This window comes from Pseudoduganella flava (assembly GCF_007830495.1).
In the GTDB taxonomy this organism is placed as follows: domain Bacteria; phylum Pseudomonadota; class Gammaproteobacteria; order Burkholderiales; family Burkholderiaceae_D; genus Rugamonas; species Rugamonas flava.
Genome location: NZ_VLKW01000002.1, coordinates 372,523 through 398,403, shown reverse-complemented (window position 1 = coordinate 398,403; position 25,881 = coordinate 372,523). Strand labels below are relative to the sequence as shown.

The 25,881-nt window shown below is 70.1% G+C and carries 13 protein-coding genes; 8 read left to right on the top strand and 5 right to left on the bottom strand.

Annotated elements, in window-relative coordinates; all coding sequences use genetic code 11:
• Nucleotide 1: 1 nt before the first annotated feature.
• From recD to IP92_RS05990, 4 genes are all read right to left on the bottom strand, one after another.
• Nucleotides 2-1,975 (bottom strand): exodeoxyribonuclease V subunit alpha, encoded by a 1,974-nt coding sequence (recD, locus tag IP92_RS06005; protein WP_145873625.1) that lies wholly within the window; start codon nt 1,973-1,975, stop codon nt 2-4.
• Nucleotides 1,965-5,600 carry an exodeoxyribonuclease V subunit beta gene (gene recB / locus IP92_RS06000; RefSeq protein WP_145873624.1) on the bottom strand — a complete coding sequence of 1,212 codons (3,636 nt, stop codon included), beginning with the start codon at nt 5,598-5,600 and terminating at the stop codon, nt 1,965-1,967. Before recB ends, recD begins: the two co-directional genes overlap by 11 nt.
• On the bottom strand, nt 5,597-8,986 hold the full coding sequence (gene recC / locus IP92_RS05995; protein WP_145873623.1) for an exodeoxyribonuclease V subunit gamma: 3,390 nt from the start codon (nt 8,984-8,986) through the stop codon (nt 5,597-5,599). Before recC ends, recB begins: the two co-directional genes overlap by 4 nt.
• A 99-nt stretch (nt 8,987-9,085) precedes the next feature.
• Nucleotides 9,086-12,187, bottom strand: a complete 3,102-nt coding sequence (locus IP92_RS05990; RefSeq protein ID WP_145873622.1) for a CHASE domain-containing protein — start codon at nt 12,185-12,187, stop codon at nt 9,086-9,088.
• A 253-nt stretch (nt 12,188-12,440) separates the two neighbouring features.
• Here IP92_RS05990 and IP92_RS05985 point away from each other — a divergent pair, with 253 nt between their 5' ends.
• Entirely contained in the window at nt 12,441-14,165 is a 1,725-nt protein-coding gene (locus IP92_RS05985) for a CehA/McbA family metallohydrolase (RefSeq protein ID WP_199271901.1), read from the top strand.
• Nucleotides 14,166-14,185: 20 nt separating this feature from the next.
• Nucleotides 14,186-15,064: an MOSC domain-containing protein gene (locus IP92_RS05980; protein ID WP_145873621.1), complete on the top strand. Its 879-nt coding sequence runs from the start codon at nt 14,186-14,188 to the stop codon at nt 15,062-15,064.
• Nucleotides 15,065-15,341: 277 nt separating this feature from the next.
• Here IP92_RS05980 and xth read toward each other — a convergent pair whose 3' ends face one another.
• Nucleotides 15,342-16,160: an exodeoxyribonuclease III gene (gene xth / locus IP92_RS05975; protein WP_145873620.1), complete on the bottom strand. Its 819-nt coding sequence runs from the start codon at nt 16,158-16,160 to the stop codon at nt 15,342-15,344.
• A 186-nt stretch (nt 16,161-16,346) separates the two neighbouring features.
• Between xth and IP92_RS05970 the strand changes: the two genes are divergently transcribed.
• From IP92_RS05970 to IP92_RS05945, 6 genes are all read left to right on the top strand, one after another.
• Nucleotides 16,347-18,485 (top strand): prolyl oligopeptidase family serine peptidase, encoded by a 2,139-nt coding sequence (locus IP92_RS05970; RefSeq protein WP_145873619.1) that lies wholly within the window; start codon nt 16,347-16,349, stop codon nt 18,483-18,485.
• Nucleotides 18,486-18,783: 298 nt separating this feature from the next.
• Nucleotides 18,784-19,629, top strand: coding sequence for a c-type cytochrome (locus IP92_RS05965; protein ID WP_145873618.1), 846 nt, complete (start codon nt 18,784-18,786; stop codon nt 19,627-19,629).
• Nucleotides 19,630-19,646: 17 nt separating this feature from the next.
• Nucleotides 19,647-21,005: a cbb3-type cytochrome c oxidase subunit I gene (locus tag IP92_RS05960; RefSeq protein WP_145873617.1), complete on the top strand. Its 1,359-nt coding sequence runs from the start codon at nt 19,647-19,649 to the stop codon at nt 21,003-21,005.
• 4 nt (nt 21,006-21,009) lie between these two features.
• Entirely contained in the window at nt 21,010-21,801 is a 792-nt protein-coding gene (locus IP92_RS05955; RefSeq protein WP_145873616.1) for a CbbQ/NirQ/NorQ/GpvN family protein, read from the top strand.
• A gap of 1 nt (nt 21,802) precedes the next feature.
• Entirely contained in the window at nt 21,803-23,812 is a 2,010-nt protein-coding gene (locus tag IP92_RS05950; RefSeq protein WP_145873615.1) for a nitric oxide reductase activation protein NorD, read from the top strand.
• 203 nt (nt 23,813-24,015) lie between these two features.
• Nucleotides 24,016-25,872 carry a putative bifunctional diguanylate cyclase/phosphodiesterase gene (locus IP92_RS05945; RefSeq protein ID WP_145873614.1) on the top strand — a complete coding sequence of 619 codons (1,857 nt, stop codon included), beginning with the start codon at nt 24,016-24,018 and terminating at the stop codon, nt 25,870-25,872.
• Nucleotides 25,873-25,881 lie beyond the last annotated feature (9 nt).

Below are 25,881 nucleotides of genomic sequence, written 5' to 3'. Positions count from 1 at the left end.
ATTAGATCCCCAGCGCCTCGCGCAGGCCGCTGGCGCGCTGGGTGCGGCCGGCGATCGCCTGGCCCAGCACCGTGGCGTTCGGCGACACCAAGGTGAAGAACTCGCGGGCCCGCGTGATGCCCGTGTAGACCAGCTCGCGGGCGAGGATCGCGTTCGCCTGCGGCGGCAGCACCATCGCCGTGTGCGTGAATTCGGAGCCCTGCGATTTGTGCACCGTCATCGCGAACGCCGTCTCCACATTGCGCAGCCGCGTCGCCAGCACGCTGCGCACCGTGTCGCCGTCCGAGAACCACACGCGCAGCGAGCCGGGGCGCTGCGGGTCCGGCAAGGTGACGCCGATGTCGCCGTTGTAGACGCCCGTCGCGTAGTCGTTGCGGGTTACCATCACGGGCCGGCCCACATACCATTCGCCGCGCCGGGCGATCAACCGCGCCTGCTCCAGCTTCTGCTCGATCGCCTCGTTCAGGCCGGCCACGCCCCACTCGCCTTCGCGCACGGCGCACAGCAGCCGGAAGCGCTCGAAGCGGCGCAGCACGGCCGCGACCCACTCGTCGTACGCCGCGCCCGGGCCTTGCCGCACCAGCTCCAGGTACTCGCGATAGCCGGCGCCGGTGCCGGGCCGGCCGTCGACGGCCAGCGCCAGCACGTCGCCGGGGCGGGCGCCCTCGAACCATTTCAGCTTGCCGCCGCTGTCGCCGCGCAGCACGGCGCGGGCGGCATCGGCGTCGCCCTGGTTGACGGCCGTGGCCAGCGCGCCGATCGGGCCGCCGAAGCGGCGGCTCTGGCGCAGCATCACGATGCGCTGCGCCAGCGGGCCGCCGTCGCGCTCGCGGAACGACGGGGGGATCGTCTCGCCGGCCGCCGCGTGCACATAGGCGGCCGTGGCGTCGTCGTAATTGCCTTCCTCGGCATGGGCGCACAGGTCGCCCAGCACGGCGCCCGCCTCGACGGACGCCAGCTGGTCCTTATCGCCCAGCAGGATCAGCCGCGCATGCGGCGGCAGCGCGGCCAGCAGCGCCGCCATCATCTCCAGGTGCACCATCGACGCCTCGTCGACGATCAGCACGTCCACGTCCAGCGGATTGCCGGCGTGATGCGCGAAGCTGCGCGTGTCCGGCCGCGCGCCCAAGAGGCTATGCAAAGTGCGCGCGGCGCCCATCCGGCCGGCGAGCTCGCGCAGCGGCAGCGCGGCACCCAGCTTGCCGGCCAGGTCGTCCAGCGCCGTGTCGATCGACTGTTTCAGCCGCGCTGCCGCCTTGCCCGTCGGCGCGGCCAGCGCGATGCGCAGCGCCGTGGCATCGGGCGCCTGCGCGAACAGCAGCGCCAAGAGCCGCGCCACCGTGTACGTCTTGCCGGTGCCGGGGCCGCCCGTGATCACCGCGAGGTCGCTGCGCAGCGCGACGGCGCAGGCGATCTTCTGCCAGTCCGTCCCGCCATCGCGGGCCGCGTGGTCGAACAGCTTGTCCAGCCAGCGCCGCACGCCTTCCGCATCGACCGGGTGGCCGACCGCCGCGCGGGCCCGCACGGACGCGGCCACCGTCGCCTCGTCGCGCCAGTAGCGGCGCAGGTACAGGCGCTCGCCGTCGAGCACCAGCGGCTGGTTGAAATCCAGGTCGCCGACGGGCCACACCTGCTCGCACGCCTGCAGCGCGGCGCGCCAGCCGTTGGCGTTCTTCGGCAGCGCACCCTTGCCGCCGGCCGCGGCGGCGGTGCGCAGCGCCGTCCATTCGCCGTCCGTCCAGCCCAGCTGCGGCGACGGATCGCCCGCCAGGTCGGCCAGCACGAGACAGCTGTGGCCGCGCCCTTCCAGTTCCGACAGCAACAGGGAAGCCAGCAGCAGCGGCGCCGGCGCGTGGCCCAGCGTGGCGACGAAGCGGGCGAACGTGCCGGCCAGGCGGCGCAGCTTGCCGCCTTCCGTCAACGTGTCGATCGCCGCGAACAGCGCGCCGTGCTCGGCGTCCTGGTCAATCATCATGGTCTCCGGTGCGGCGCAGCAGTGCGTCCAGTTCGTCCAGCAACAGCGCATCCGGCTCCAGCACATGGCAGCCGCGCGTCGTGGCGTTGCCGATCCCGCGCAGGAAGAAGAACACGGCGCCGCCCAGGTGCGTGGCCGGGTCATAGGCCGCGCCGATCCGGGCCGCCAGCAGCCGGTGGAGCGCCAGCAGGTAGATCGCCCCCTGCACGTCGTAGCGGTGTTCGGCCATGCCACCCGCCAGCGCCCGCGCGTGGTACGCGGCGTCGTTGGCGCCCAGCGCATTCGATTTGTAGTCCAGCACCCAGTAGCGGCCGGCGTGCTCGAACACCAGGTCCGAGAAGCCTTTCAGCATGCCGTGCAGCGCACGCTGCGGCAGCGCCGGACGTGGGATGCCGCCCAACAGGTGGCGCCGGCACAGGGCATCGAGCGCGCCCGTCGCCAGCCGCTCGCTGGGGAACCAGAATTCCATCTCGGGCAGCACGGCGCCGATCTCCGTCAACGGCACGCCCAGCGGCGGCAGCGGCGTCGTGACGGCCGCGCGCAGCCAGGCGATCGTGTCGTCCAGCCGGTGGCCCCAGCCGGCGCGCTCGATGCGCCGCCCGATGCGCTGCTCGAACGTGGCGTCGTGCACGCTGGCGAAGCCTTCCTGCGCCAGCCATTCAAGCTGCTCGTGCAGGAAGTTGCCGGGCACGGAGCCGCGCGGGAAACGATGCCAGGGTGCGTCGTCGCCAGCCGGCAGCGTGGCGCTGTCGTCGCCTTCGAGCAGCGTTTCCTCCAGCGCGTGGCGCGGTGCCGCCTGTGTGCCGCGCGCCAGCGACGTGAAGCTGCCTACCGACCAGTCGCGCTCGAACTGGGCGTCGTATGGCCGCGTCTCGACGAGCGGCGCGCGCCGCTCCACGCGGTTCAGCACCGTCATGCGTTCGGGAGCACCGATACCGGCGATGCCGATCGCCCCGCAGTCTCCGGCCAGCTGCTGCCAGCGCTCGCGCAGCGCCTCGGCCGGCAGGTGTTCGCCGCCCGTCAGCAGGTAGCCGAGCGCCGATTCATGCAGCAGATTGCTGCCTTCCTTGCGGCCGGGCAGCGCCGCGACACCGAGCCACAGGAAGTGCCGCGCGCGCGTCAGCGCCACGTACAGCAGGCGCAGTTCTTCCTCGATGCGGGCCGCTTCGACGGCGGCATGGGCTTCGTCCGACAGCGCCATGTCGATGCGCCGCACGCCGTCGCCATCGGTGTATTCGAAGAAGCTGCGGTTGCGCTTTTCGACCTTGCGCGCCGTGACGGCGAACGGCAGGTAGACGAGCGGGTATTCCAGCCCCTTCGACTTGTGCACGGTGACGACCTTGACCAGTTCCGCGTCGGACTCCAGCCGCAACACCTGCTCGTCGCCGGCCGCGCCCTCGCCTTCGACCTGCTCGGCCATCCAGCGGATCAGTGCCTGTTCGCCGTCCAGCTGGCGGCTGGCCGATTGCAGCAGTTCCGCCAGGTGCAGCAGGTTCGTCAGCCGCCGCTCGCCGCCCGGTTGCGCCAGCAGCGCGGCCGGCAGGCCCAGTTCGTGGATGAAGCGGCGCAGCATCGCCAGCACGCCCTGGCGCTGCCACACCGTGTGCAGGCTTTTCAACTGCTCGACGCGCTGTTCCCACGCCAGTTCGTCCGACGACAGCCGCGCCAGTTCCGCCAGCGGCAGGTTGGCCGTGCGCGTGGCCAGCGCCGCGCGGGCCAGCGCGCCGTCGAGCGGATTGGCCAATGCCGCCAGCCAGCGCAGCACGTCCTGCGCCTCGTCCGACTCCAGCACGGAATCCTTGTCGGACAGGTAGACGCTGGGTACGCGCCGCTGCTGCAGCGCGCGCCGCACGGCGGTTGCTTCCTTGCGGTCGCGCACGAGGATCGCGATGTCGGCCGGCTCCAGGCGCCGGAAGCCGTCCGGCCCGTCGAATCCCGTGCCGGGATGGTTCAGCAACTGCACGATGTGCTCGGCGCAGTGGTGCGCGAAGAAGTCGCGGTAGTCGTCCGCCTTCAGGTCCAGCACGTCGCTGCACGACACCGTCAGCGCCTGCAGCTGACCTTCGACCCCAACGAGCCGCTCGCCGCGCCCCTTCGCATCGACAGGCTCGAACGGCAACGGGTTGACGATGCCGTCGCGGAAGCGGAACGCGCCGCGCGCGAAGCCCGTGCCGCCGGCCGTGCTCTCGGCATGCAGGAAGATCCGGTTGACGGCTTCCACCACTTCGCGGGTGGAGCGGTAGTTCGTGCCCAGCTGGTAGTGCCGGCCTTCGGTGGCGCGGCGCGCCGCCAGGTAGCTGTGGATGTCGGCGCCGCGGAAACCGTAGATCGACTGCTTCGGGTCGCCGATCAGGAACAGGCCCAGTTGCGGGTCATTGGCGGCCACGCGGTACAGCAAATCGAAGATGCGGTACTGGGTGGGCGCCGTGTCCTGGAATTCGTCGACCAGCGCCACCGGGTACTGCTGCGTGATGCGCTCGCGCAGCGCGGCGCCGTTCGGCCCTTCCAGCGCTTCCTGCAGGCGCACCAGCATGTCGGCAAACCCGAACTGGCGGTTGCGCGCCTTCAGTTCCGCCATCCGTTCGGCGACGACGCCTGCCGCGTGCCGGTGCAGCCGGTGCGCCAGCGGCTCGCAGTTGGCCAGGCCCGTGCGCAGCCGCACCAGTTCATCGAAGTCCTCCGGAATCGCCTCGCCGCCGGAATACGCTTCGCCGACGCCATCCGGGGCCAGCCGCTCCCACCCTTTTTTCAAGTCCAACGCCACCTGCGCCGGATCGTTGGCCCATGCCCGCAGCGCGCCGAACCAGCCGACCAGCCAGGCCGCGTTCATCATGCGGCCGTTCAGCAGCTTGGCGGCCTTCTGCCGCTCCAGCCATTGTTCCATCCGGTCCGCGCGTTCCGCCCAGCCGGCCTTCAACGCGGCCAGCAGCTCCTGGCGCTCGCGCAGCGAACGGCCGATCAGCGCGCCCAGCGGCTCGATGGTATCGCCATCGCGGTGCCAGCCGTCCTCGGCCCGCTTGACCAGGTCGCGCAGCGCCGTCTTCAGGCGCGCGACGTCCGGCCAGCATTCCAGCAGCGCGCCCAGCGCCGGCTCCTTCAGCGGATAGACGTGCTGGCGCCAGTAGTCGTGCACGGCATCCTCGAACAGCGCCTGCTCGTCCGTGATCAGTTCCTCGTCGAACAGGCTGCCGCTGTCGAACGCGTGCTCGCGCAACATGCGCTGGCACCACGCGTCGATCGTGAAGATCGCCGCCTCGTCCATCGTCTCGGCGGCCAGCATCAGCCGGTGGCCGGCCTGCAGGCGCGCCGCTTCGTCCGGGTAAGCGTCCAGCAGCGCGGCAAGGTACGGGTCCGCATTGTCCGCCTGGCCGCGGAAGTATGCCGCCGCTTCAACGAGCCGTTCGCGGATGCGGTTCGACAGCTCGCGCGTTGCCGCGCGGGTGAACGTCATCACGAGGATGTCCGCCGGCAGCAGCGGGCGCACATAGGCCGCTTCATTGCCGTGCCCCAGCACGAGGCGCAGGTACAGTGCGGCGATCGTCCACGTCTTGCCGGTGCCGGCCGACGCCTCGATCAGCCGCGAGCCATGCAGGGGAAACGCGAGGGGTTCAAGCAGGCGGCTCATGCCTCCCCTCCCCCGATCGGCTGCACCGTCACGCACTCGGCCTGCCATGCCAGCAGCGGGCCATACAGGGCCTGGGCAGTGGCGGCAAACGCCGGTTCGGCGGCCAGGTCGCCGTATTCAGGCCACAAGCGGTACAGGCACAGGTCGTCCTTTTCGCCGCGCCGGTCGAAGCCATGCTCGTAGGCGTCGCGCGGCACGCCGCCGCCGATCAACGCGAGCGCCGTCTTGCAGGCCACCGGCAGCGGGCCATCCATGCCCTGCCGCCACAGCGCCACCAGGTCGGCCAGCACGTCGCGCGCCGCTTCCGTCTCCAAAGGCGCCATCGTGACGACGGCGTCGCGCGCCACCAGCAGCCCCGTCACCGGCATGCCCTGCGCGGCGGCGGCCAGTTGACGCAGCCACGCGGGCACCAGCTTGTCGGCGCGCGGTTGGCCCGCCTTGTCGAGCACCTTCGACGAGATCTGCGCCAGCCAGACCGTAGCGGTGCCGTCGGTGCGCAGCTGGTCGATCCAGTCTTCCAGCACGATGCCGGACAACGTCAAGCCCACCGGCAGCTTCGGCGCCGCCTCCGGGTAGCGTGCGCGCAGCGCCAGCCACGCACGGCGCGCCGGCAGCACGTCTTCGACGAGCGCCGTGCGCACGCGGTCGCCGATCAGGCCGATCGGCAGCATGCCTTCGCGCTGCAGGCGCTGCGCCCGTTCCGTCAGCGCGGTGCGCACGTCTTCCTCGCGCTCGGCGCCGTCGTCGCCCAGCAGCACGTCTTCCAGGAAGTAGCGCTGCAGCGCATCGAGCGCGAACGGTTCCTCGTCCTCGCCGACCAACGCCGACTCGGCGAAGCGCACACCGAGGCGCTGCTGGAAGAAGTAGCGCACCGGCTGGCGCAGGAACGCGGCCAGGCCCGCAAGCTTCAGGCGGAAGCGCTCGTCCACCTCGTACGGCGGCAGGTCGATGTCGGCGTGGGCGCCGGCGCCCGCGTGGGCGGAGCGCCATTCGCCGGCGTACGTCAGCAGGCCGCCCTGCTCGAAATAGCGCCGCGAGAACGGCTGCAGCGCGTGTTCCGTGGTGCGCTCGGCCAGGTCGAGGTACCAGCCGGCCTTCAGGTAATCGAGCAGCTGCGCCACCAGCACGGACGGCGGCTGTTCGCTGTTGTCGCGCGCATTGCGGCCGCACCAGCTGATGTACAGCACGTCGCGCGCGGCCAGCACGGCTTCCAGCATCAGGTAGCGGTCGTCGTCGCGGCGCGAGCGGTCGCCCGGGCGCGCCATGCCGGGCAGCGCCAGCAGGTCGAAGTCGGCGCGGCTGGCGCGGCGCGGGAAGTCGCCGTCGTTCATGCCCAGCAGGCAGACGACGCGGAACGGCACGGCGCGCATCGGCATCAGCGTGCAGAACGTGACGCCGCCGGACACGAACTGGTGCTCCAGCGACGGCTCGTCCAGCGCGCCCAGCCACGCTTCGCGCAGCACGGACAACGGCACCGCCTCGTCGAAGCCGGCGCCTTCGCACGTTTCCAGCCACTGGTTCAACGTTTCGTTCAGCTGGTTGAGCGTCAGGCGGTCGGCCTCCTCGCGCGCATCGAAGAACTGCGCCAGCAGCGCGCGCGCCAGCTCGCCCCACTCCGCCGGCGAACGGGGCTGCGCCAGCCGTTCGCGCCACGCCAGCAGCGCTTCGACCAGCTGCGCCAGCGACCCGGCCAGCGCCGCATCCAGGCCGCCCACTTCGCCATACGGCTCGATGTCGCCGAAGGCCGCGCCGTCGCCGCTCGCATAGCCGAGCAGCATGCGGCGGATGCCGAAGATCCATGCGTTCTGCTCGCCCGCCGTGCCGAGCCCCAGCCCGGTGCGGTGGCCGCGGTCCAGGCCCCAGCGCACGCCGGAGCCTTCGATCCACAGGCCGAGCGTCGGCAGGTCGTCCTCGGCAAGCCCGAAGCGCGTGGCGACGGCCGGCACGTCCAGCAGGTCGCGCACCTCGCTCTGGCGGCAGCGCTGCTGCGGCAGCCGCAGCAGCCATTCCAGCGCGACCAGCAGCGGGTTCACGCTGCGGTCGTTGACGTCGCCGATCGCGAACGGGATGAAACGCGTGTCGCCGCCCTGTTTCCAGCCCTTGTACTGGCCGAACACGGCGTGGATCGCGGCCGTGAACACGTCGATGTCGGGCACCATCACGACCACGTCGCGCGGGCGCAGCGTGGGGTCGTGCTTGAACAGCGCCAGCAGCTGGTCGTGCAGCACTTCCACTTCGCGCTGCACGCTGTGCGCGACGTGGAAGACGATCGAACGGTCAGTGGTATCCGGCACGGGGAACTGGTGCTCGGACAGCGGCAGCAGGTCGCGCACCGCGCCCTGCACCTGGCGCAGCAACGTGTCGCCATCGCCATCGGAGAACAGGTCCACGCGCAGGTGCTGCGCATGTTCGCCCGCCGCTTCGTCGAATTCGTCCAGCATGCGGATGTAGTCGCGGCCTTGCCGGCCCCAGCTTGCCAGCAGCGGATGGCTGTGCGCGTGCAGCGCCTCGATCGGCACCTGGGCCAGGTCGACGCCGTTGCGTTGCGGATGACGGCGCCGCGCCGCGCGCAGCAGGTCGCGGCCGTCGATGATGTCGCCCCAGTGGTAGCGGCAGGGATTGGGCACGGCGACGATCACCTGCGTGAAGCGGGCCAGCGCGGCCAGCGCCTGCAAGGTCTGGTACGGCAGCGCGGACACGCCGAACAGCACCACGCGGCGCGGCAGCGGCGCGGCCGGCTGCATGCCCGCTTCGACGGCGCGCACGAATTCCGTGTGCACGCCGGCGCGGCCCAGCGCGCGCTCCTCGGCCGGAACGCTGCCGATCACGGCGCGCCACAACGCGCCCTGCCAACGCTGGCCCCCGGGCAGCGCGTGCACGATGCCGCGTGGGCAACGCAGCAGGTCCCGCCCGGCGGCCCAGTCGGCCAGCCAGTCGGCGCGGTACACCTGGTACTGGTCGAACAGGTCGGACAGGCGCTCGGCCAGCTGCAGCCGGCGCTCCGCATCGCCATCCTTCAGGAAGTGGCGCAGCGGCGCGAACGCATCGTCACGCAACAGGCCCGGCAACAGGCGCATCAGACGCCACGTCAGCGGGCCCTTGTCGAAGGCGGAAATGCGCGGCACATGCTCGCGCCCCAGCATGCCGCGGTAGGCCTCCCACAGGAAGCGCGCCGGCAGCGCCACGCGCGTGGCGGCGCACACGCCGCCCTCCTCGGCCAGCGCGATCTTCAGCCATTCGGCCACGCCGTTCGACTGCACCAGCAGGATATCCGTTTCCAGCGGGTCGAGCGGATTGGCGCGCAACCATTGGAACACCGCCGCGCGCAGCTGTTCGAGCTGGTTGCCGTGCAAAATCAATAAACCGGGGGCGATGCCTGTTGCCATAATGTGCCACTGCTGAAGACAACGCTATTATCCCTCATTGCCGCGCCGGCGGCTCAGCGGGATCGCGCTGTGCCTCAGTGCGGTACCTCAGTGCGCCCCTCAGTGCGGTGCCTGCGGCAGGCGCTCTTCCAGCTCCTCGTCGACGAAGCGCGCGAGCCGCTCCAGCAGCGGGCGCATGCGAGCGACGATGCGCTCGGCCGCGCCGATGCCGTCCTCCGGCTTGAGCCGCTCCAGCGCCAGGCACAGGTCCGCGAAACTCTGCGCGCCCACGGCCCGCGCGGACGACTTGATGCGATGGCCCAGTTCGGACAGGCGCTGCAGGTCGCCGGCCGCCAGCGCCGCATCGATCTCCTCCAGCCCCGAGCGCGCCGAGCCGACAAACATCACGGCGTACTTGCGCATCTTGTCGGGCTTGTTGCCGAACGTCAGGCCCAGCGCGGACAGGTCGAACAGCGCTCCTTCATCGGCATCGGCGTCGGCCCCGGCGTCGGCCCCGCCGTCGGCTCCCGACCGCGGCACCGGCACAGGCTGCGGTGCCGCCACGGCAACCTGCTGCTGCGCCACCGTACTGCGCACCCGCGGCACCCGGTCCGCCGCCGCGCGCTGGCTCAGCCACTTCGACAGCACGGAGAACAACAGGTTCGGTGCGATCGGCTTCGTGACGAATTCATCCATTCCCGCCGCCAGGCATCGGGCCTGGTCCTCGTTGCCGGCATTGGCCGTCATCGCGATCACCAGCGTGCCGGACAGGCGCGGGTGCGCACGGATGCGGCGCGTGGCCTCGTAGCCGTCCATCACCGGCATCTGCACGTCCATCAGCACGCAGTCGAAATGCCCTTTCTGCAGCAGGTCGAGCGCTTCCTGGCCGTTGTTGGCGATGACGACGGTGGCGCCCGCATCCTCCAGCAATTCCTGGCCCACCTGCTGGCTGAACACATTGTCCTCGACCAGCAGGATCGCCGCGCCCCGGATCGGCGCCAGCGTTTCGTCCTCCAGCGCGGCGGCCGGCGCCGGCAGCGCCAGGTCGACGCCTTTTTCCAGGCGCGCGGTGAACCAGAACGTGCTGCCGACGCCCGGCGTACTCTCGACACCGACGGTGCCGCCCATCAGCTCGGCAAGCTGCTTGCTGATCACGAGGCCCAGGCCCGTGCCGCCGTATTTGCGCGTCGTCGACGTGTCGGCCTGGTGGAACGACTGGAACAGGCCGGCCACCTGGGCCGGCGTCATGCCGATGCCCTGGTCCTGCACCTCGAAGCGCACCATCACCCAGGTGTCGCGTTCCTCCACCGGGCGGGCGCGCACCCAGACGCGGCCGTTCTCGGAAAACTTGATCGCATTGCTGGTGAAGTTCAGCAGCACCTGCTCCAGCCGCAGCGGGTCGCCGCGCAGTTGCGCCGGCAGGCCCGGCCACGTTTCGAACACCAGCTCCAGCCCGCGGCGCGACGCCTGCTCGCCCAGCTGGTTGGCGACGTTGCCGAGCAGCGCATCGAGCGCGAAATCCAGTACTTCCAGGTCCAGCCTGCCCGCCTCGATCTTTGAAAAGTCCAGGATGTGGTTGATGATGCCCAGCAGGTGCTGGCCCGAGTGGTAGATCTTCTGCAGGTAGTCGCGCTGCTTCGGGTCGGTGGCCCCCTTCAGCGCCAGGTGCGCCATGCCGATCACGCTGTTCATCGGCGTGCGGATCTCGTGGCTCATGTTCGACAGGAACTCGCTCTTGGCGCGGCTGGCCGCCTGGGCGGCTTCCTTCAGCTGGTGCAGCTCCGTCACGTCCGTCGACAGTGCGATCACGGCCGGGCCGCGCTCCAGTTCGACGGCCGCCTTCACCGTCCACAGGTGGCGGGTATTGCCGCCGGCGTCCACGAACTGGCCTTCGCTGGCGCGGCGGATGCCGTCCGCCAGCACCTGCCGGTCTTCCAGCCAGGCCTTGGCCGCCTCGCGGGCCGGCATCACTTCGCGGTCGGTGCGGCCGACGATCGCCTCGGGCGGCTGCCCCATCGCCTGCGCCATGCGCGCGTTGACGTAGATGTAGCGCCGCTCGCCATCCTTCATGTAGACGTGCGCGTCGACGTTGTCCAGCACGCTGTCGAGCAGCCGGCGCTGCTCCTGCGCGTTGCGGCGCTGCGACGTCAGCATGAACACATAGCTGTAGATCAGCATCGTGCCGGCAAAGCCCGTCAGCAGCGCGACCCATGGCAGCTGGCGGTCGAGGCCCGTGATCATGTCCGTCTTGCGGGTGTTGAACTGGGCCTTCCACAGCGCGCCGTTGAAGTCGATCGGCAGCACGGCCACGAAGTAGTCGTCCAGATTGCCGGTCAGCCGCGGCGGCGCTTCCAGCGAGCCGTTGTCGTTGTACAGCAGGCGGTCGTCGGCTTCGATCGCCAGGCGGCGCTTGTCCGGGTCGGTATTGGCGTCCGCATACAGGATCAGCTTGACCTTGCGGTCGGCCACCTCGTCGATCGCGCCCTGCACCAGCGCGGACACGGAAAAGCCGATGCCCACCGAGCCCAGGTAGGCGGCGCGCCGGCTGGCCACGTCGCCGACCGGCATGCCGCGCCGGTACACGGGAAGCCGCATGCCCAGGCCGATGTGCGGTACCGGCCCCTGCACCTTCACGGGCTGGCCGGACGCGCTGATCTTGCCCGTGTCGCGTGACAGGTCCATCGCCTGGGCGATCGCAGGATTGGCCGTGATGTCGACCCCCATCCGCTCCTGCGGCCCGCCGCGCGGCTCCATCCACGTCAGCGGCGCGTAGCGCGCGCGCCGGCCGGGCGGGCGGATGTCGAAGCGCGGGTAGCCGGCAGGGTCGAGGCTGCGGTCGGCGCGCACGGCGGCCACGAAGGCGTCGCGCTGGTCAGCCCGTACCTCGGGCGCGAAGTTGATCGATTCGATGGCCGGGAAGTGACGAGTCATGTCCAGGCTTGCCACGTATTGCGAAAATTGCAGCCGCGACAGGTCGTCGGACGTCGAAAACAGCGCAACGAGGCTGCGCAGCACGTCCGAATACGCCTTCACGCTGGCCGCGATGCTGTATTGCGTGGCGCGGGTGGCGTTGTCGAAGCGCAGCCGGGCATTGTCCTCGACCGACTTCGCGGCGGCCGCATAGAACGTCAGCCCTACCGCTGCCGCGAGCGCCAGGCCGACACCCCACTGCAGGATGCGGGTGGCCGCCGACGATGTCTTGAATTCTCCGCTATCGCGCATTCTTTCCACTGGACACTTCTTGCAATCCGGCAGCATACCTTGAAAGCGCCGCTCCGGGCATCGCGACGAGGGTTTGACGAGACTCAAACACAACAGCGGAGCCGATGCAACCAAGTTCGGTCCGCCACGTCCAACCGTAGAGCAGGAGGCGGACATGGACGGGATCGCGCAGGCAAGGCACTGGCTACGGCTACGGCTACGGCACCGGCTACGGCTACGGCTGGCATGCCGCATGAAGGTATCGACAACTCCAATGGTAGCGGCAAGCGGCCGGTGGCGGCCGTTCCGGTGGCGCGCGCTGCTTGCGTACCTACCGGCGCACCTTCCTGCGTTCCTCCTTGAATGCCTGCTGGCGTGCCTGATTGCCTGCCTGATCGCGTGCCTGTCGGCGCTCGCTGCCGGCCCGGCGGCGGCGCAGGCGCAGGTGCACGATCACGACGAATTCGAGGCATGGCTGGAAACGCCCGGGCATGGCGGCGACACGTTTGCCGAACGCCGCTTCGTGCTGACCTTCCACCACCCCACAGCCCGGCCCGGCCAGGTCGTCGACTGGCGGCTGGAACTGACGGCGCCGGACGGCAGCGTCGTCGAACGCTGGCGCGGTATCGGCGAACTGATCCGTGGGACAGGCCGGCAGGTGGTCAGCTGGCGCCCCCGCGGGCCACGGCCGGCACGGGGTGTCTACCGCTTGCGGATGACGGCGATGCCGCACGGCGACAGCGCGGCCGCCGTCGAGGAGCAGCGTCCCGTCACCGTCGGCGCCGCCGCGCTGCCGCTGCCGCCGCGCGCCGCGGTGGACAGGGCACCGCCCGGCACCGCCGGCGTGGCGGGCGGCGTCCGCATGCCGGGCTGGGCCGACTGGGACATCTACCTCGGCAACCTGCACAGCCAGACGAACCACAGCGACGGCGGCGGCGACGTGGCCAGCTGCACCGGCGCGCAACACCCGCAAAGCGCGGCGGCGGGCCCGGCCGAGGCGTACGCGTACGCGGCCGACCATGGCCTGCAATTCCTGCTCACATCCGAGCACAACCACATGTACGACGGTGCCGAGGACACCGATCCGGCCGCCGACCCGGCCCGCGCGAAGGCGCTGTATCGCTCCGGCCTCGACCAGGCTGCCGCCTTCAACGCGGCCCATCCCGGCTTCGTCGCGCTGTATGGCCTCGAATGGGGCGTGATCACGCATGGCGGCCACCTGAACATCCTGAACACGCCCGAGCTGCTGGAATGGGAGCGCAATGGCGCGGGCGAGCTGATCGGCGACACGTTCACGGAGAAGAACAACTACCGGGCGCTGTACACGCTGATGCGCGAGCGCGGCTGGCTGGGTCAGTTCAATCATCCATCGGACAACCAGTTCCGCGTGGCCGGCAGGTCGCTGGGATATACCGAGGACGGCGACGCCGTGATGGCGCTGTGCGAAGTGGCCAACAGCGCCGCGTTCTCTGCGCGCACGGACGAAGGCGAAACCCGCATCAGCGTGTACGAGCGCATGTGCGACCGGGCGCTGGAAGCGGGCTTCCACGTGGCGTTTTCCAGCGACCAGGACAATCACTGCGCGAACTGGGGCACGGCGGCACCGAACCGCACCGGCGTGCTGCTGCCGAAAGACCAGCCGTTCACGGCCGCCGCGCTGCTGGGTGCGATCCGCGCACGGCGCGTGTTCGCGACGATGGACAAGGGCTCGCAGCTGATGCTGACGGCCAACGGCCAGATGATGGGCGAGCGGCTGGCGAACCGGGGCACGCTGACGCTGTCGGTGCTGTACCGCAACGACGCCGGCCGGGCCGCGACCGAGCTCGTCATCGTCGAAGGCGTGCCGGGCCGGAATGGCACGCCGGTGACGATGGTGCTGACGGGTGGCGACGTGACGGTCGCGCCCTCCCCCGGCGAGCATTACTACTATGCGCGGCTGACGCAGGACGACGGCAAGATGCTGTGGTCGGCCCCCGTATGGGTGACCCAGCACCCCTGATACACTGGACGGAGTTCCCGATGCCTCATACCTTCACCGCATTGTCATCCCCTGCCGATACTTCCCTGCCCGTGCCGCCGGCGCCGGCCCTGCCATCCGCGTCCGCGGTGGATACGGTGTCGCCCTCATTAGGCGCCGAAGCCGCACTGCAGCCACCTGCGATGGAGACCTTGTTCCCGCCCGCCGCCGCAGCACCGCTACGGTCCCCGTCCGGCGCGGCGATCGGCACCGTACGGGGACTTGCGCTGCGCGGCGCCGGTGCGCGCGCACCCGTCCCCGTCGAACTGGCCTGCGCCGATGCCGGGCTGGGCTTCGGCGGCGACGTGCATGCGGACCCGCTGTCGCCGCGCCAGTTGCTGCTGGCCGGCGCGCCGGCGTACACCCGGCATGGGCTGGCACCGCTGACGTTGCGCGAGAACCTGCTGCTCGATATCGATACGGCGGCGCTGGCATCCGGCACGCTGCTGCGCGTCGGCAGCCAGGCCGTGCTGTGGCTGACCTTCCACTGCGAAGCGTGCAACTACCTGGATGCGCGCCATCCCGGCATTGCGCAGCGGATCGGCCGCGGCCGCGGTGTGCTGGCCCGGGTGGTGCGGGGCGGCACGATCCGGGTCGGCGATCCCGTCGTGCTGCTGCCGGGCAGCTGCCCGGTATGGTCGGACGACTGGCGCGAACGGGTCGCGGCGATCCTGGCGCGGGTGCCGGCGGGCATGGTCGTCGAATACCGTCACCTGGCCAGGCTGGCCGGCATCCAGCCCGTGTATTGCCGCACCTTCCCGCGGCTGACGCGCACGCTCGGCTACGCACACGCGGCCACGCCGATGTTCGGCCAGCCGGAGCTGCCCCGCTGGGCTGGGCACGCGCTGTTCGACGTGCAGTGCGCGGAGGGGTGCGGCTGACGTGTGCGGCTGAGTTGCCCGGCTGAGATATACGGCTGACGTGCTCGGCTGACGTGCGCGGCTGACGTGCTCGGCTGAGCTGCCGGGTTGAGCCGCTGGGCCGAGCTGTTGGATGGGCGGCTGAGTTGAGCCGCTGGGCTGAGCTGCCGGGTTGAGCTGCTGGGCTGAGCTGCCGGGTTGAGCCGCTGGGCCGAGCTGTTGGACGAGCGGCTGAGTTGAACCGCTCGGCCGGGCCGCTGGATGAACCGCCGGGTTGAAATGGGCGGCTGAGCCCGGCTCAGGGCACCTCGGCAGCCTTGACCTTGCCCTTTGCCTTGACCTTCTTCATGTCCAGCTCGATCCACGTCGGCGCGTGGTCGCTGGGCTTTTCGCGCCCACGCACGTCGCGGTCGACACCGGCTGCCTTCAGCGCAGCCTTCAACGGTGGGCTCAGCAGCAGGTGGTCGATGCGCAAGCCCGCGTCGCGGCCATACGCGTTGCGGAAGTAATCCCAGAACGTGTAGATCTTCTCGCCCGGATGCAGCGTGCGCAGCGAATCCGTCCAGCCCTGCTCCAGCAGCCGGTGGAAGGCGTCCCGCGTCTCGGGGCGGAACAGCGCATCGTCGACCCAGCGTTCCGGCTTGTACACGTCCAGCTCGGTGGGCATCACGTTGAAGTCGCCCGCCATCACCACCGGCGCGCCCGTCGCCAGCAATTGCTCGCCGCGGCGGATCAGCCGCTCGAACCACTTCAGCTTGTAATCGAATTTCGGCCCCGGTGCGGGGTTGCCGTTCGGCAGGTACAGGCAGGCGATGACGATGTCGTTGACGACGGCCTCGATGTAGCGGCTTTGCTCGTCTTCCGGATCGCCGGCCAGGCCGCGGCCCACCTCGATGGGCTGGGTGCCGCGCGCCAGGATGGCCACGCCGTTCCAGCTTTTCTGGCCATGCCAGATGGCCTGGTAGCCGGCATCGTTGAGCGCGGCTTCGGGGAATTTCTCTTGCGGGGCCTTCAATTCCTGCAGGCAGGCGACATCCGGCTGTTTTTCCTCCAGCCATTGCAGCAAGGCCGGCAGCCGGCTGCCGATACCGTTGACGTTGAACGTGGCGATACGCATGCTTCCTCCCGTTGACTGCGCTATTGTGACCGCTGCTGAGCCGTCCATGCAACACGAATGGCGCCGCACGGCTCCGAGCCCGGTTAAACGTGCCGCGCGCACGCGCCGTGGCGCACGAAACAGGCGGCGCACGCCGCCGTTGGCCTTGGTGTAGAGTACGCCATCCCGCCACCGACGAAAGACACGATGCGTTCCTACCCGAAGCCCGCCGGCCCCGCGCCCGATACGACCTCGCCCGATACGACCTCGCCCGAATCGACCGGGATGGCGGCCGGCGCCGCGGCCGGTCTGCCGCCCGCGCCCGAGCCCGCCGATCCGTATCAGTGGCTGGAAGACGTTGCCGGCGACCGGCAGCTGGCATGGGTGCGGCAGCAGAACGACGCCGCGCTGGGCGAGCTGGAGGCGCTGCCCGCATACGCGCCGCTGGCCGAGCGCCTGAAGACCATCCTGAACTCGCAGGAGCGCATCCCGTTCGTCCGCAAGCACGGCGCGTGGCTGTACAACTTCTGGCGCGATGCAACGCACGTGCGGGGCATCTGGCGCCGCACGACGCCGGAGCAGTACCGGCTGCCGGAACCGCAATGGGAAACGGTGCTGGACCTGGACCGGCTGGCCGCCGACGAGCACGAGAACTGGGTGTGGCATGGCGTGTCGTCGCTGTATCCGGCCGGCGAACGCTTCCTCGTGTCGCTGTCGCGCGGCGGCGGCGATGCCGTCGTCGTGCGCGAGTTCGACATGCCGGCGCGCCGCTTCGTCGCGGACGGCTTCCACCTGCCCGAAGCAAAGAGCGACGTCGCGTGGATCGATGCGGACACGGTGTTCGTCGCCACCGACTTCGGCCCCGGTTCGATGACGACGTCCGGCTATGCCCGCATCGTCAAGGAGTGGCGGCGCGGCACGCCGCTGGCCGCCGCGCGCACGCTGTTCGAGGCGCGGCCGGACGATCTCGGCGTCGGCGCGTACCGCGACTTCACCCCCGGCCACAGCCACCAGTTCATCACGCGCCAGATCGGTTTCTACAGCACCGAGCTGTTCCTGCGCGACGGCGACCGCCTGACCCGCATCGACAAGCCGGACGACGCCAACGCCTACACGGTGCGCGACCAGCTGATCATCGAGCTGCGCTCGCCGTGGACGGTGGCGGGCCGCACGTGGCCGCAAGGCGCCTTGCTGGCGCAGGACCTGCACCGGCACCTGGATGGGGCGCGCGACTTCGCGCTGCTGTTCGAGCCGGCGCCGGCGACGTCGCTGGATGGCGTCGCGCAGACCCAGTCATGCCTGCTGCTGAACGTGCTGGACAACGTGAAGAACCGCCTCGTCGAACTGCGCCACGAGAACGGCGCCTGGCAGCGGCGCGACGTGGCCCCCAGCGGCTCGGCATTTGCCACGCTGGACGTGGCGCCGCTGGACGCCTATGCGTCCGACGAGTACTTCCTGACAGTGACGGACTTCCTCACGCCCACCACCGTCCACCTGGCCCACGCGGGCAGCGACGCGCGCACGGCGTTGAAGGCGCTGCCGGCGTACTTCGATGCGTCGCGCTGCACCGTGCAGCAATTCCATGCGCCGTCGAAGGACGGCACGCTGGTGCCCTACTTCGTTGTCGCCCCAACGCATGCGAAGCTGGACGGCAGCAATCCCACCGTGTTGTACGGCTACGGCGGTTTCGAGGTATCGCTGAAGCCCTACTACAGCGCCGTCACGGGCGCGGCGTGGCTCGAGCAGGGTGGCATCCACGTGCTGGCGAACATCCGCGGCGGCGGCGAGTTCGGCCCGCGCTGGCACCAGGCCGCGCTGAAGGAACACCGCCAGCGCGCGTTCGACGACTTCATCGCCGTCGCGCAGGACCTGATCAAGCGCCGCATCACCAGCCCGCGCCACCTGGGCATCATGGGCGGCAGCAATGGCGGCCTGCTGGTGGGCGCCGCGCTGACGCAGCGGCCCGACCTGTTCAACGCCGTCGTCTGCCAGGTGCCGCTGCTGGACATGCGCCGCTACCACAAGCTGCTGGCCGGCGCATCGTGGATGGGCGAGTACGGCGACCCGGACGACCCGCGCCAGTGGGAATACATCGCCAACTATTCGCCGTACCACAACGTGTTCAAGGACAAGCACTATCCGCGCGTGCTGTTCACGACGTCGACACGCGACGACCGCGTCCACCCCGGCCATGCGCGCAAGATGGTGGCGAAAATGCAGGAGCAAGGCCACGCCGTGCTGTACTGGGAAAACACGGAGGGCGGCCACGCGGGCGCGGCGAACAACGACCAGCAGGCGCGCATGTGGGCGCTGACCTATACGTTCCTGGCGGCCCAGCTGCGTTGAGCGCGCACCTCGTGCGCCAACTCCTAGTTCGCATGGACTACGCACGATTGAAAGCCATACGCACATAGCATTAGTTCGCCACAGCGCACGGTAATCGGGCGCGCACGCCCTTGCCTGCAGTGCTAGCATTTTCGACAATACCGGGAACGGGTGCCGAAAGGGGGGTCTATGGAACGATGGACTGCTGCGTTGAAGGGGTTTGCCTATCTGGTGCTGGCACTGCTGGCCGTCACGGCCGGCTATGTCGCCGTCACGGCGGTGCGGTACTGGCCCGCGATTAACGTCTGACGGAGCGGCCATGAACAAACGCCAGGCCCGCCTGTTCGCGATCGGCGCCACCGCCGTCTCCGCCCTCGCCTTTCTCGCGCTGACGGTGGACAGCCACCGCCAGTTCGACAAGCTGACGAACGCCGGCGCCATCACGCCGGCCGTCACGCGCGGCATGAACGTATGGCACGCGAACAACTGCATCAACTGCCATACCGTGTTCGGCGAAGGCGCCTATTACGCGCCCGATCTCACGAAGATCACGAAGCTGCGCGGCACGCCCTACCTGACAGCCTACATGCGCGATCCGTCGAAGTTCTACGACGAGTCGCGGCACCGCCGGCTGATGCCGAAGCAAAACCTCGGCGAGCGCGACATCGCCGACCTGATCGCCTTCCTCGACTGGGTGTCGAACGTCGACAACCAGGGCTGGCCGCCGCGGCCGATCCTCGTGACCGGCTCGACGTTCCCCGGCACCGACGTCGCCGTCGCGCAGGCCGCGGGGACGGGGGCGCCGCCGGCGGCGCGCCCCGTCAGCGGCGCGGACGACCCGGCCGCGCTGGGCGAGCGGCTGTTCCGCAGCGTGCAGCCGGCGTGTGCGGCATGCCACTCGATCGCGCCCGGCGTCAACATGGCGGGGCCCAGCCTGGCCGGCGTCGGCGCGCGCGCCACGCAACTGCTGGCCTCCGGCTACGACGGCAAGGCCACCGACGTAGCCGGCTACCTGCGCGAGTCGATCACGCAGCCCAGCGCCCACGTGGTGCCGGGTGCGATGTATTCCGCGAACGGCGTCTCGTTCATGCCCGCCACCTATGGCAAGGACCTGACGCCGCAGCAGGTCGACCAGCTGGTGGCTTACCTGTCGTCGCTGAAGTAGTCCAAAGGGAGAGCGAGATGAAATACAAGTCGCAGTCGGTCGCTTACTGGTACTTCGCCGTCGCGGTGGCCCTGTTCGGGCTGCAGCTCGTGTTCGGCCTGCTGTCGGCCGCCAAATACCTGGGGCCTGACCCGCTGCTGTACATCCTGCCGTTCGACGTCACGAAGGTGATCCACACGAACGTGCTGATCGTCTGGGTGCTGTGCGGCTTCATGGGCGCCACGTACTGGATGGTGCCTGACGAATCGCGCACCGAGTTGTACAGCACCAGGCTGGCGTACTGGCAGCTGGTGCTGTGGGTGCTGATGGGCGTGACGGCGGTGATCGGCTACCTGTTCCGCTGGGGTACCGGCAACAAGCTGCTGGAACAGCCGCTGCCCCATAAACTCGTCATCGTGTTCGTGATGCTGCTGTTCCTGTACAACGTGTTCATGACGATCCGGAAGGCGGGCCGGCTGACGACACCCGAGGGCGTGCTGATCGGCGGGCTGGGCCTGGCCGCCGTGCTGTACCTGCCGGCGCTGCTGCACTTCGAGAACTACACGGTATCGATCTTCTACCGCTGGTGGACGATCCACCTGTGGGTCGAAGGCGTGTGGGAGATGATCCAGGGCGGCTTCCTCGCCTACCTGCTGATCCGGTTGTCCGGCGCGGACCGCGAAGTGATGGAGAAATGGCTGTACGTGATCGTCGGCCTCGTGTTCATCGCCGGCATCCTCGGCACCGCGCACCACTACTACTGGGTCGGCGTGCCGTCGTACTGGCTGCCGATCGGCGGCATCTTCTCGGCGCTGGAACCGGTGGCGCTGGTCGGCATGGCGATCTACGCCTACTCGACGATCCGCCGTGCCGGCATGGCGCACCCGAACAAGCTGGCGTTGCACTGGACTGTCGGTAGCGCCGTCTACACGCTGTTCGGCGCGGGCCTGCTGGGCCTCGCGCACACCTTCCCCGCCGTGAACAAGTGGACGCACGGTACCCTGATCACGGCGATGCACGGCCACGCCGCGTTCTACGGCGCCTACGCGATGATCGTGCTGGCGATGATCAGCTACGCCGCGCCGGCGTTGACGCGCCGGCCCGAGGAAGGCACGGCGCTCGGTTACTGGTCGTTCTGGCTGCAGCTGGGCGGCATGTTCGGCATGACCCTGTCGTTCGCCACGGCCGGCATCGGCCAGGTCTACCTGGAACGCATCATGGGCCTGGGCTTCCTCGATGCGCAGCTGAAGATCCAGGTGCACTTCGTGATGCTGGTGGCCACGGCCTCCGTCTTCGCGCTGGGCGCGGCGCTGTTCATCGTCGACTTCTTCCGCTACCCGCCGCGCTTCGGTGCGCGCGACGACGCGCAAGCCACGCCGCAGGCGGCGGGAGCCTGAGCCGATGGCCGATGCGGGCGGCGGGGCGCCGTACTATCTGCCGACCGGGAACGAGGTGGCGCTGTTCGAACAGTGCCACGCGCGCGGGCTCGCCGTGATGCTGAAAGGCCCGACGGGTTGCGGCAAGACCCGCTTCGTCGAATACATGGCGTGGCGGCTGGGCCGCCCGCTCGTCACGGTGTCCTGCCACGACGACCTGGGCACGGCCGACCTGGTGGGCCGCTACCTGATCGGCGCCGCCGGCACCGAATGGCACGACGGCCCGCTGACCCGCGCCGTGCGCGCCGGCGCGCTGTGCTACCTGGACGAAGTGGTCGAGGCACGCCAGGACACCGTCGTCATCCTGCACGCGCTGACGGACCACCGCCGTGCGCTGTTCATCGAGAAGACCGGGGAAACGGTGACCGCACCGCCCGGTTTCCAGCTCGTCGTGTCGTACAACCCCGGCTACCAGCGCATGCTGAAGGACATGAAGCCCAGCACGCGCCAGCGCTTCGTCGCGCTCGATTTCGATTTTCCCGCGCCGGAACGGGAGTGCGAGATCGTCGAGCATGAAGGCGGCGTCGCGCGGGACGTCGCGCACACGCTGGTCACGCTGGGCCGGCGCCTGCGCGGACTGCGCGACCGGGGCCTGGCCGAAGTGCCCAGCACCCGCGTGCTGGTAGCGGCCGCGCAGCTGGTTGTCAGCGGCATCGCGCTGGCCGATGCGTGCCACGCCGCGATCGTCGGGCCGCTGACGGACGACCCGGAACTGGCCGGCGCGATGCGCGACCTGGTCGCCGCCAGCATCGGCTGACATGCCGGAAGCGGAAGACGTCATCGCCGATGCGGCCCGCCACACGGCCGTGTACATCCACGCGCTGTGGCGGCGCCACCGCCCTCCTCATCCCCGGGCCGGCATGCTGCGGCTGCCGGATGCGGCGCGCCGGCTGCACCTCTTGGCCGCCGCCGTGTTCGGGCGCGACTTCCGCCTGCGCGCCAGTAGCCCGCCCGCGCCGCCCACGTGGCTGGCGCGCCTCGTGCACCGGGGCCAGGCGCCCGCTTCCCCGCTGGCACTGCCCGCCACCGACGATGCCGACATCTGGCTGCCCGCCGACTTCGGCCTCGACGAACCGGAACAGGCCAGCATGGGGCGCTACCGCGTGCTGCTGCTTCAACAGGCGATGCGCGCGGTCCGCGGCAGCGCGGCCGGCATGCCGCACGAAGCCGATGCGGCCGTGCGTACGCTGTACCTGCTGTGCGAGGCGGATGCGGCGGATGCCGCGCTGGCGCGCCTGCTGCCGGGACTCGCGCCGGAGCTGGATGCACTGCGCGCGGCAACGCTGAGCCGGCGGCCACCGCTGCCCGCGTTGCGGCCGGAGCTGCAGCCCATCGAAGCGCTGCTGCGCGCGCTGCTGGCCGCGCCGGCGGGCGACGCGGACCCGGCGACACCCGCCCGTTCGCTGCAGCGGGCAAAGGAGCTGGCGGCACAACTGCCACCCGGGAGCCGCACCTTCCGCGGACGCTTGCTGACGCCGGACTGGTGGTGCGGCGAGCTGCGTCCACCGGGGCCGTGTGCGTCGGCACCGCGGCAGGACGCCGACGCCGGCGCCGGCGACGACGTCCCGACGCGCAGCGCCCGCCTGCCCCGCCAGCCCCGCGTGCGCCAACCGGGCGAGAACGAAGACGACGACGCACCGATGGGTCCATCGATGGTCCAGACGGCCGAGCCGCAGCAGAAGGCGGAAGACCCGCTGGGCCTGCAGCGCCCGCTCGACCGGGAGGAAGGCGCCGCGGCGGAGGAGCTTGCCGATGCGCTGTCCGAGCTGGACGAGGCCCGGCTCGTCGCGACGCCCGGCACGCCGCAGGAAGTGCTGACGGCCGACGATCCGCCCGCCGGCCACGCACGCGTCAGCCCGGCAGCGGCAGCTGGCACCGGAACGTTCCGCTATCCCGAATGGGACTGGCGCCGCGCCGCCTACCTCGATCCCGGCACGACGGTGCACGTGCGCCCCGCGCCGCCGGGCGATCCGGCCTGGGTCGAGCACACGCTGGCGCGCCGCGCGGGCCTGCTGGGCGACGTGCGGCGCCGCTTCGAACTGCTGCGCGCCCGGCGCCAGCGGCTCCATGCCCAGCTGGACGGCGACGACGTCGACCTGCAGGCCTGGCTCGACGCGCAGGCCGACGTGCAGGCCGGGCTGCCGCTGTCGCAGCGGCTGTATGCCGCCGAACGGCACACCCGGCGCGACCTCGCGGTGACCCTGCTGGTCGACGTCAGCGGCTCCACCGACGGCTGGGTGGCGCCGCACAGCCGCGTGATCGACGTCGAACGGGAAGCGCTGCTGCTCGTCTGTACCGCGCTCGACACGCTGGGCGAACGGTTCAGCGTGCGGGCATTTTCCGGCGCCGGTCCGCATGGCGTCACGGTGGCCGACGTGAAGACGTTCGCTGCGCCATTCGATGCGGCGGCACGGCTGCGCATCGCCGGCCTGGAACCGGACCGCTACACGCGCGCCGGCGCCGCGCTGCGCCACGCCGCGACGGGCCTGATGGCGGTGCCGGCCGCGCACCGGCTGCTGCTGTTGCTGTCCGACGGCAAACCGAACGACCAGGACGGCTACGACGGCCCGTACGGCATCGAGGACATGCGCCAGGCCGTCATCGAAGCCCGCCTGCAGGGTATCCGGCCGTTCTGCCTGACGGTCGACCATGCGGGGCCCGCCTACCTGCCGCGCATCTTCGGCGCCGGCCAGTATGGCCTGTTGCCCCGCACCGAGCTGATGCCCGCGCTGTTGCTCGACTGGCTGCGGCGGCTTGTGTCCGCGTAGTCGCACTTATTGCCAGTCGGCTTTCAATTGTGCGCAGCGGAAATTCACTCTGCGGTAAGCTGAAGAATTGTTTCCAAATGTTATTGCATCTTTGCTATATTCCCTCTCGGGCAACCGGTGATTTTGCTTGACTCACGCTCGCACAGGCGTATCTTTTACGGCAACAAAACATAAGAACTACAACGAAACTGGGCGAAGTCCTCGTGCACACTCCGAAAGTCCTCCTGGTGAACGACGATCCGGCGAGCCTGCTGGCGCTGGAGAGCCTGCTGGCCGGCGACGCCGACCGGCTCGGATTCGAGCTCGTCAAGGCGCATTCCGGCGACGAGGCATTGCGCGAGGTGCTGCGCCACGATTTCGCGCTGATCCTGCTGGACGTGCACATGGCCGAGATGGACGGCTTCGATACCGCCACCGCGATCCACTCCCATCCCCGCAGCGCCGCCGTGCCGATCGTCTTCATCACGGATGCCCATGGCGACGAGCTGCACCGCCTGCGCGCCTATGAGCAGGGTGCGGCCGACTACCTGGCCACGCCGCTGGTGCCGCAGATCGTGCGGGCCAAGGTGCGGGTGTTCGTCGAGCTGGCCCGGCGTCAGCTGCAAATGCAGACCCAGGCCGACGAGATGCGGCGGATGAACCAGGAGCTGCGCGCCGAGCGCCTGCGCGACCTGGAAAGCGCGCACCGCGAGCTGGAGCTGGAAGTGGCCGAACGCAAACAGGCCGAGCAACGCGCCCACGAGCTGTCGACGAAGGATGCGCTGACTGGCCTCGTCAACCGCCGCTCGCTGATCCAGCACCTGGAACACGCGGTTGCCTCGTGCGACCGGCGCCGCAGCGAATTCGCGCTGCTGTTCCTCGACCTGGACGACTTCAAGCAGGTCAACGACGGCTTCGGCCACGATGTCGGCGACGAGCTGCTGCGCCAGGTCGCGGCGCGCCTGTCCGCGGCCGTGCGCGCGTCGGACGTCGTGGCGCGCCTCGGCGGCGACGAATTCGTCGTCCTCATCGAAGGCAAGGCGCCGGCCGAGAACGCGGCACGCGTCGCCCGCAAGATCGCCACCGCCCATGCCCGGCCGTTCACGATCCAGGCGCACCGCGTGCACACGTCGACCAGCATCGGCATCGCCGTGTACCCGCACGACGGCGCCAATGCCCGGGCGCTGATGAAAAGCGCCGACCTGGCGATGTACCGCGCCAAGGAAGAGCGCGAGCGCGACGGCCCCCAGGGCGGCAATATCCGCTTCTTCCATGAGGAGATGAACCGGCGCGAGCAGGAACGCGAGCAATGGACCGCCGAGTTGCGCCATGCGCTGGCCGGCAATGAGCTGGCGCTGCTGTACCAGCCGCAGGTGGAGCTGGCCACGGGCCACGTGCACGGCGTCGAGGCGCAGGTCGTGTGGCAGCACCCGCGCCTGGGCCGCATCGGCGCGGCCGACTTCGTGCCGGCCGTGCACGACCGCGGCCTGCTGGAACGGCTGGACTCCTGGGTGATGGCCAGCGTCTGTGCGCAGGCGGCCGCGTGGCGCGGCGGCGATTCGCCGCTGGCGCGGGCCGGCGTGGCGCTGAACCTCACCGCGCCCGTGCTGGGGCCCGACCTGCCGGCGCGCCTGCTGGCCGAAGTGAAGCGCCACCGGCTGCCGGCCGATGCGATCGTGCTGGAACTGGGCGAAGGCATGCTGACGGCGCATCGCAGCACCGTCGAGCCGTTGCTGCGCCAGCTGCAGGGCGGTGGCGTGCTGCTGGCGCTGGACGATTTCGGCCACGCCGGCAGCAGCCTGGCCGCGTGCAAGCGGCTCGGCCTCGACATCCTGAAGATCGATCCCGGCTTCGTCAAGAATATCGGCGACGATGCCGGCGGCACCGACCTGGTGGCCGCCATCGTCCACCTGGGCCGCGCGCTGGCGATGCGCGTAACGGCGACGGGCGTGGACAGCGCCCACCAGCTGGCGGTCCTGAAGACCCTGGGCTGCGACGACTATCAGGGCGCGCTGTTCTGCGCCCCGCTGCCCGCCCAGCAATTACAGCAACTGCTTGACCACACCACTCTTAGCGAATGAAATGAGGAA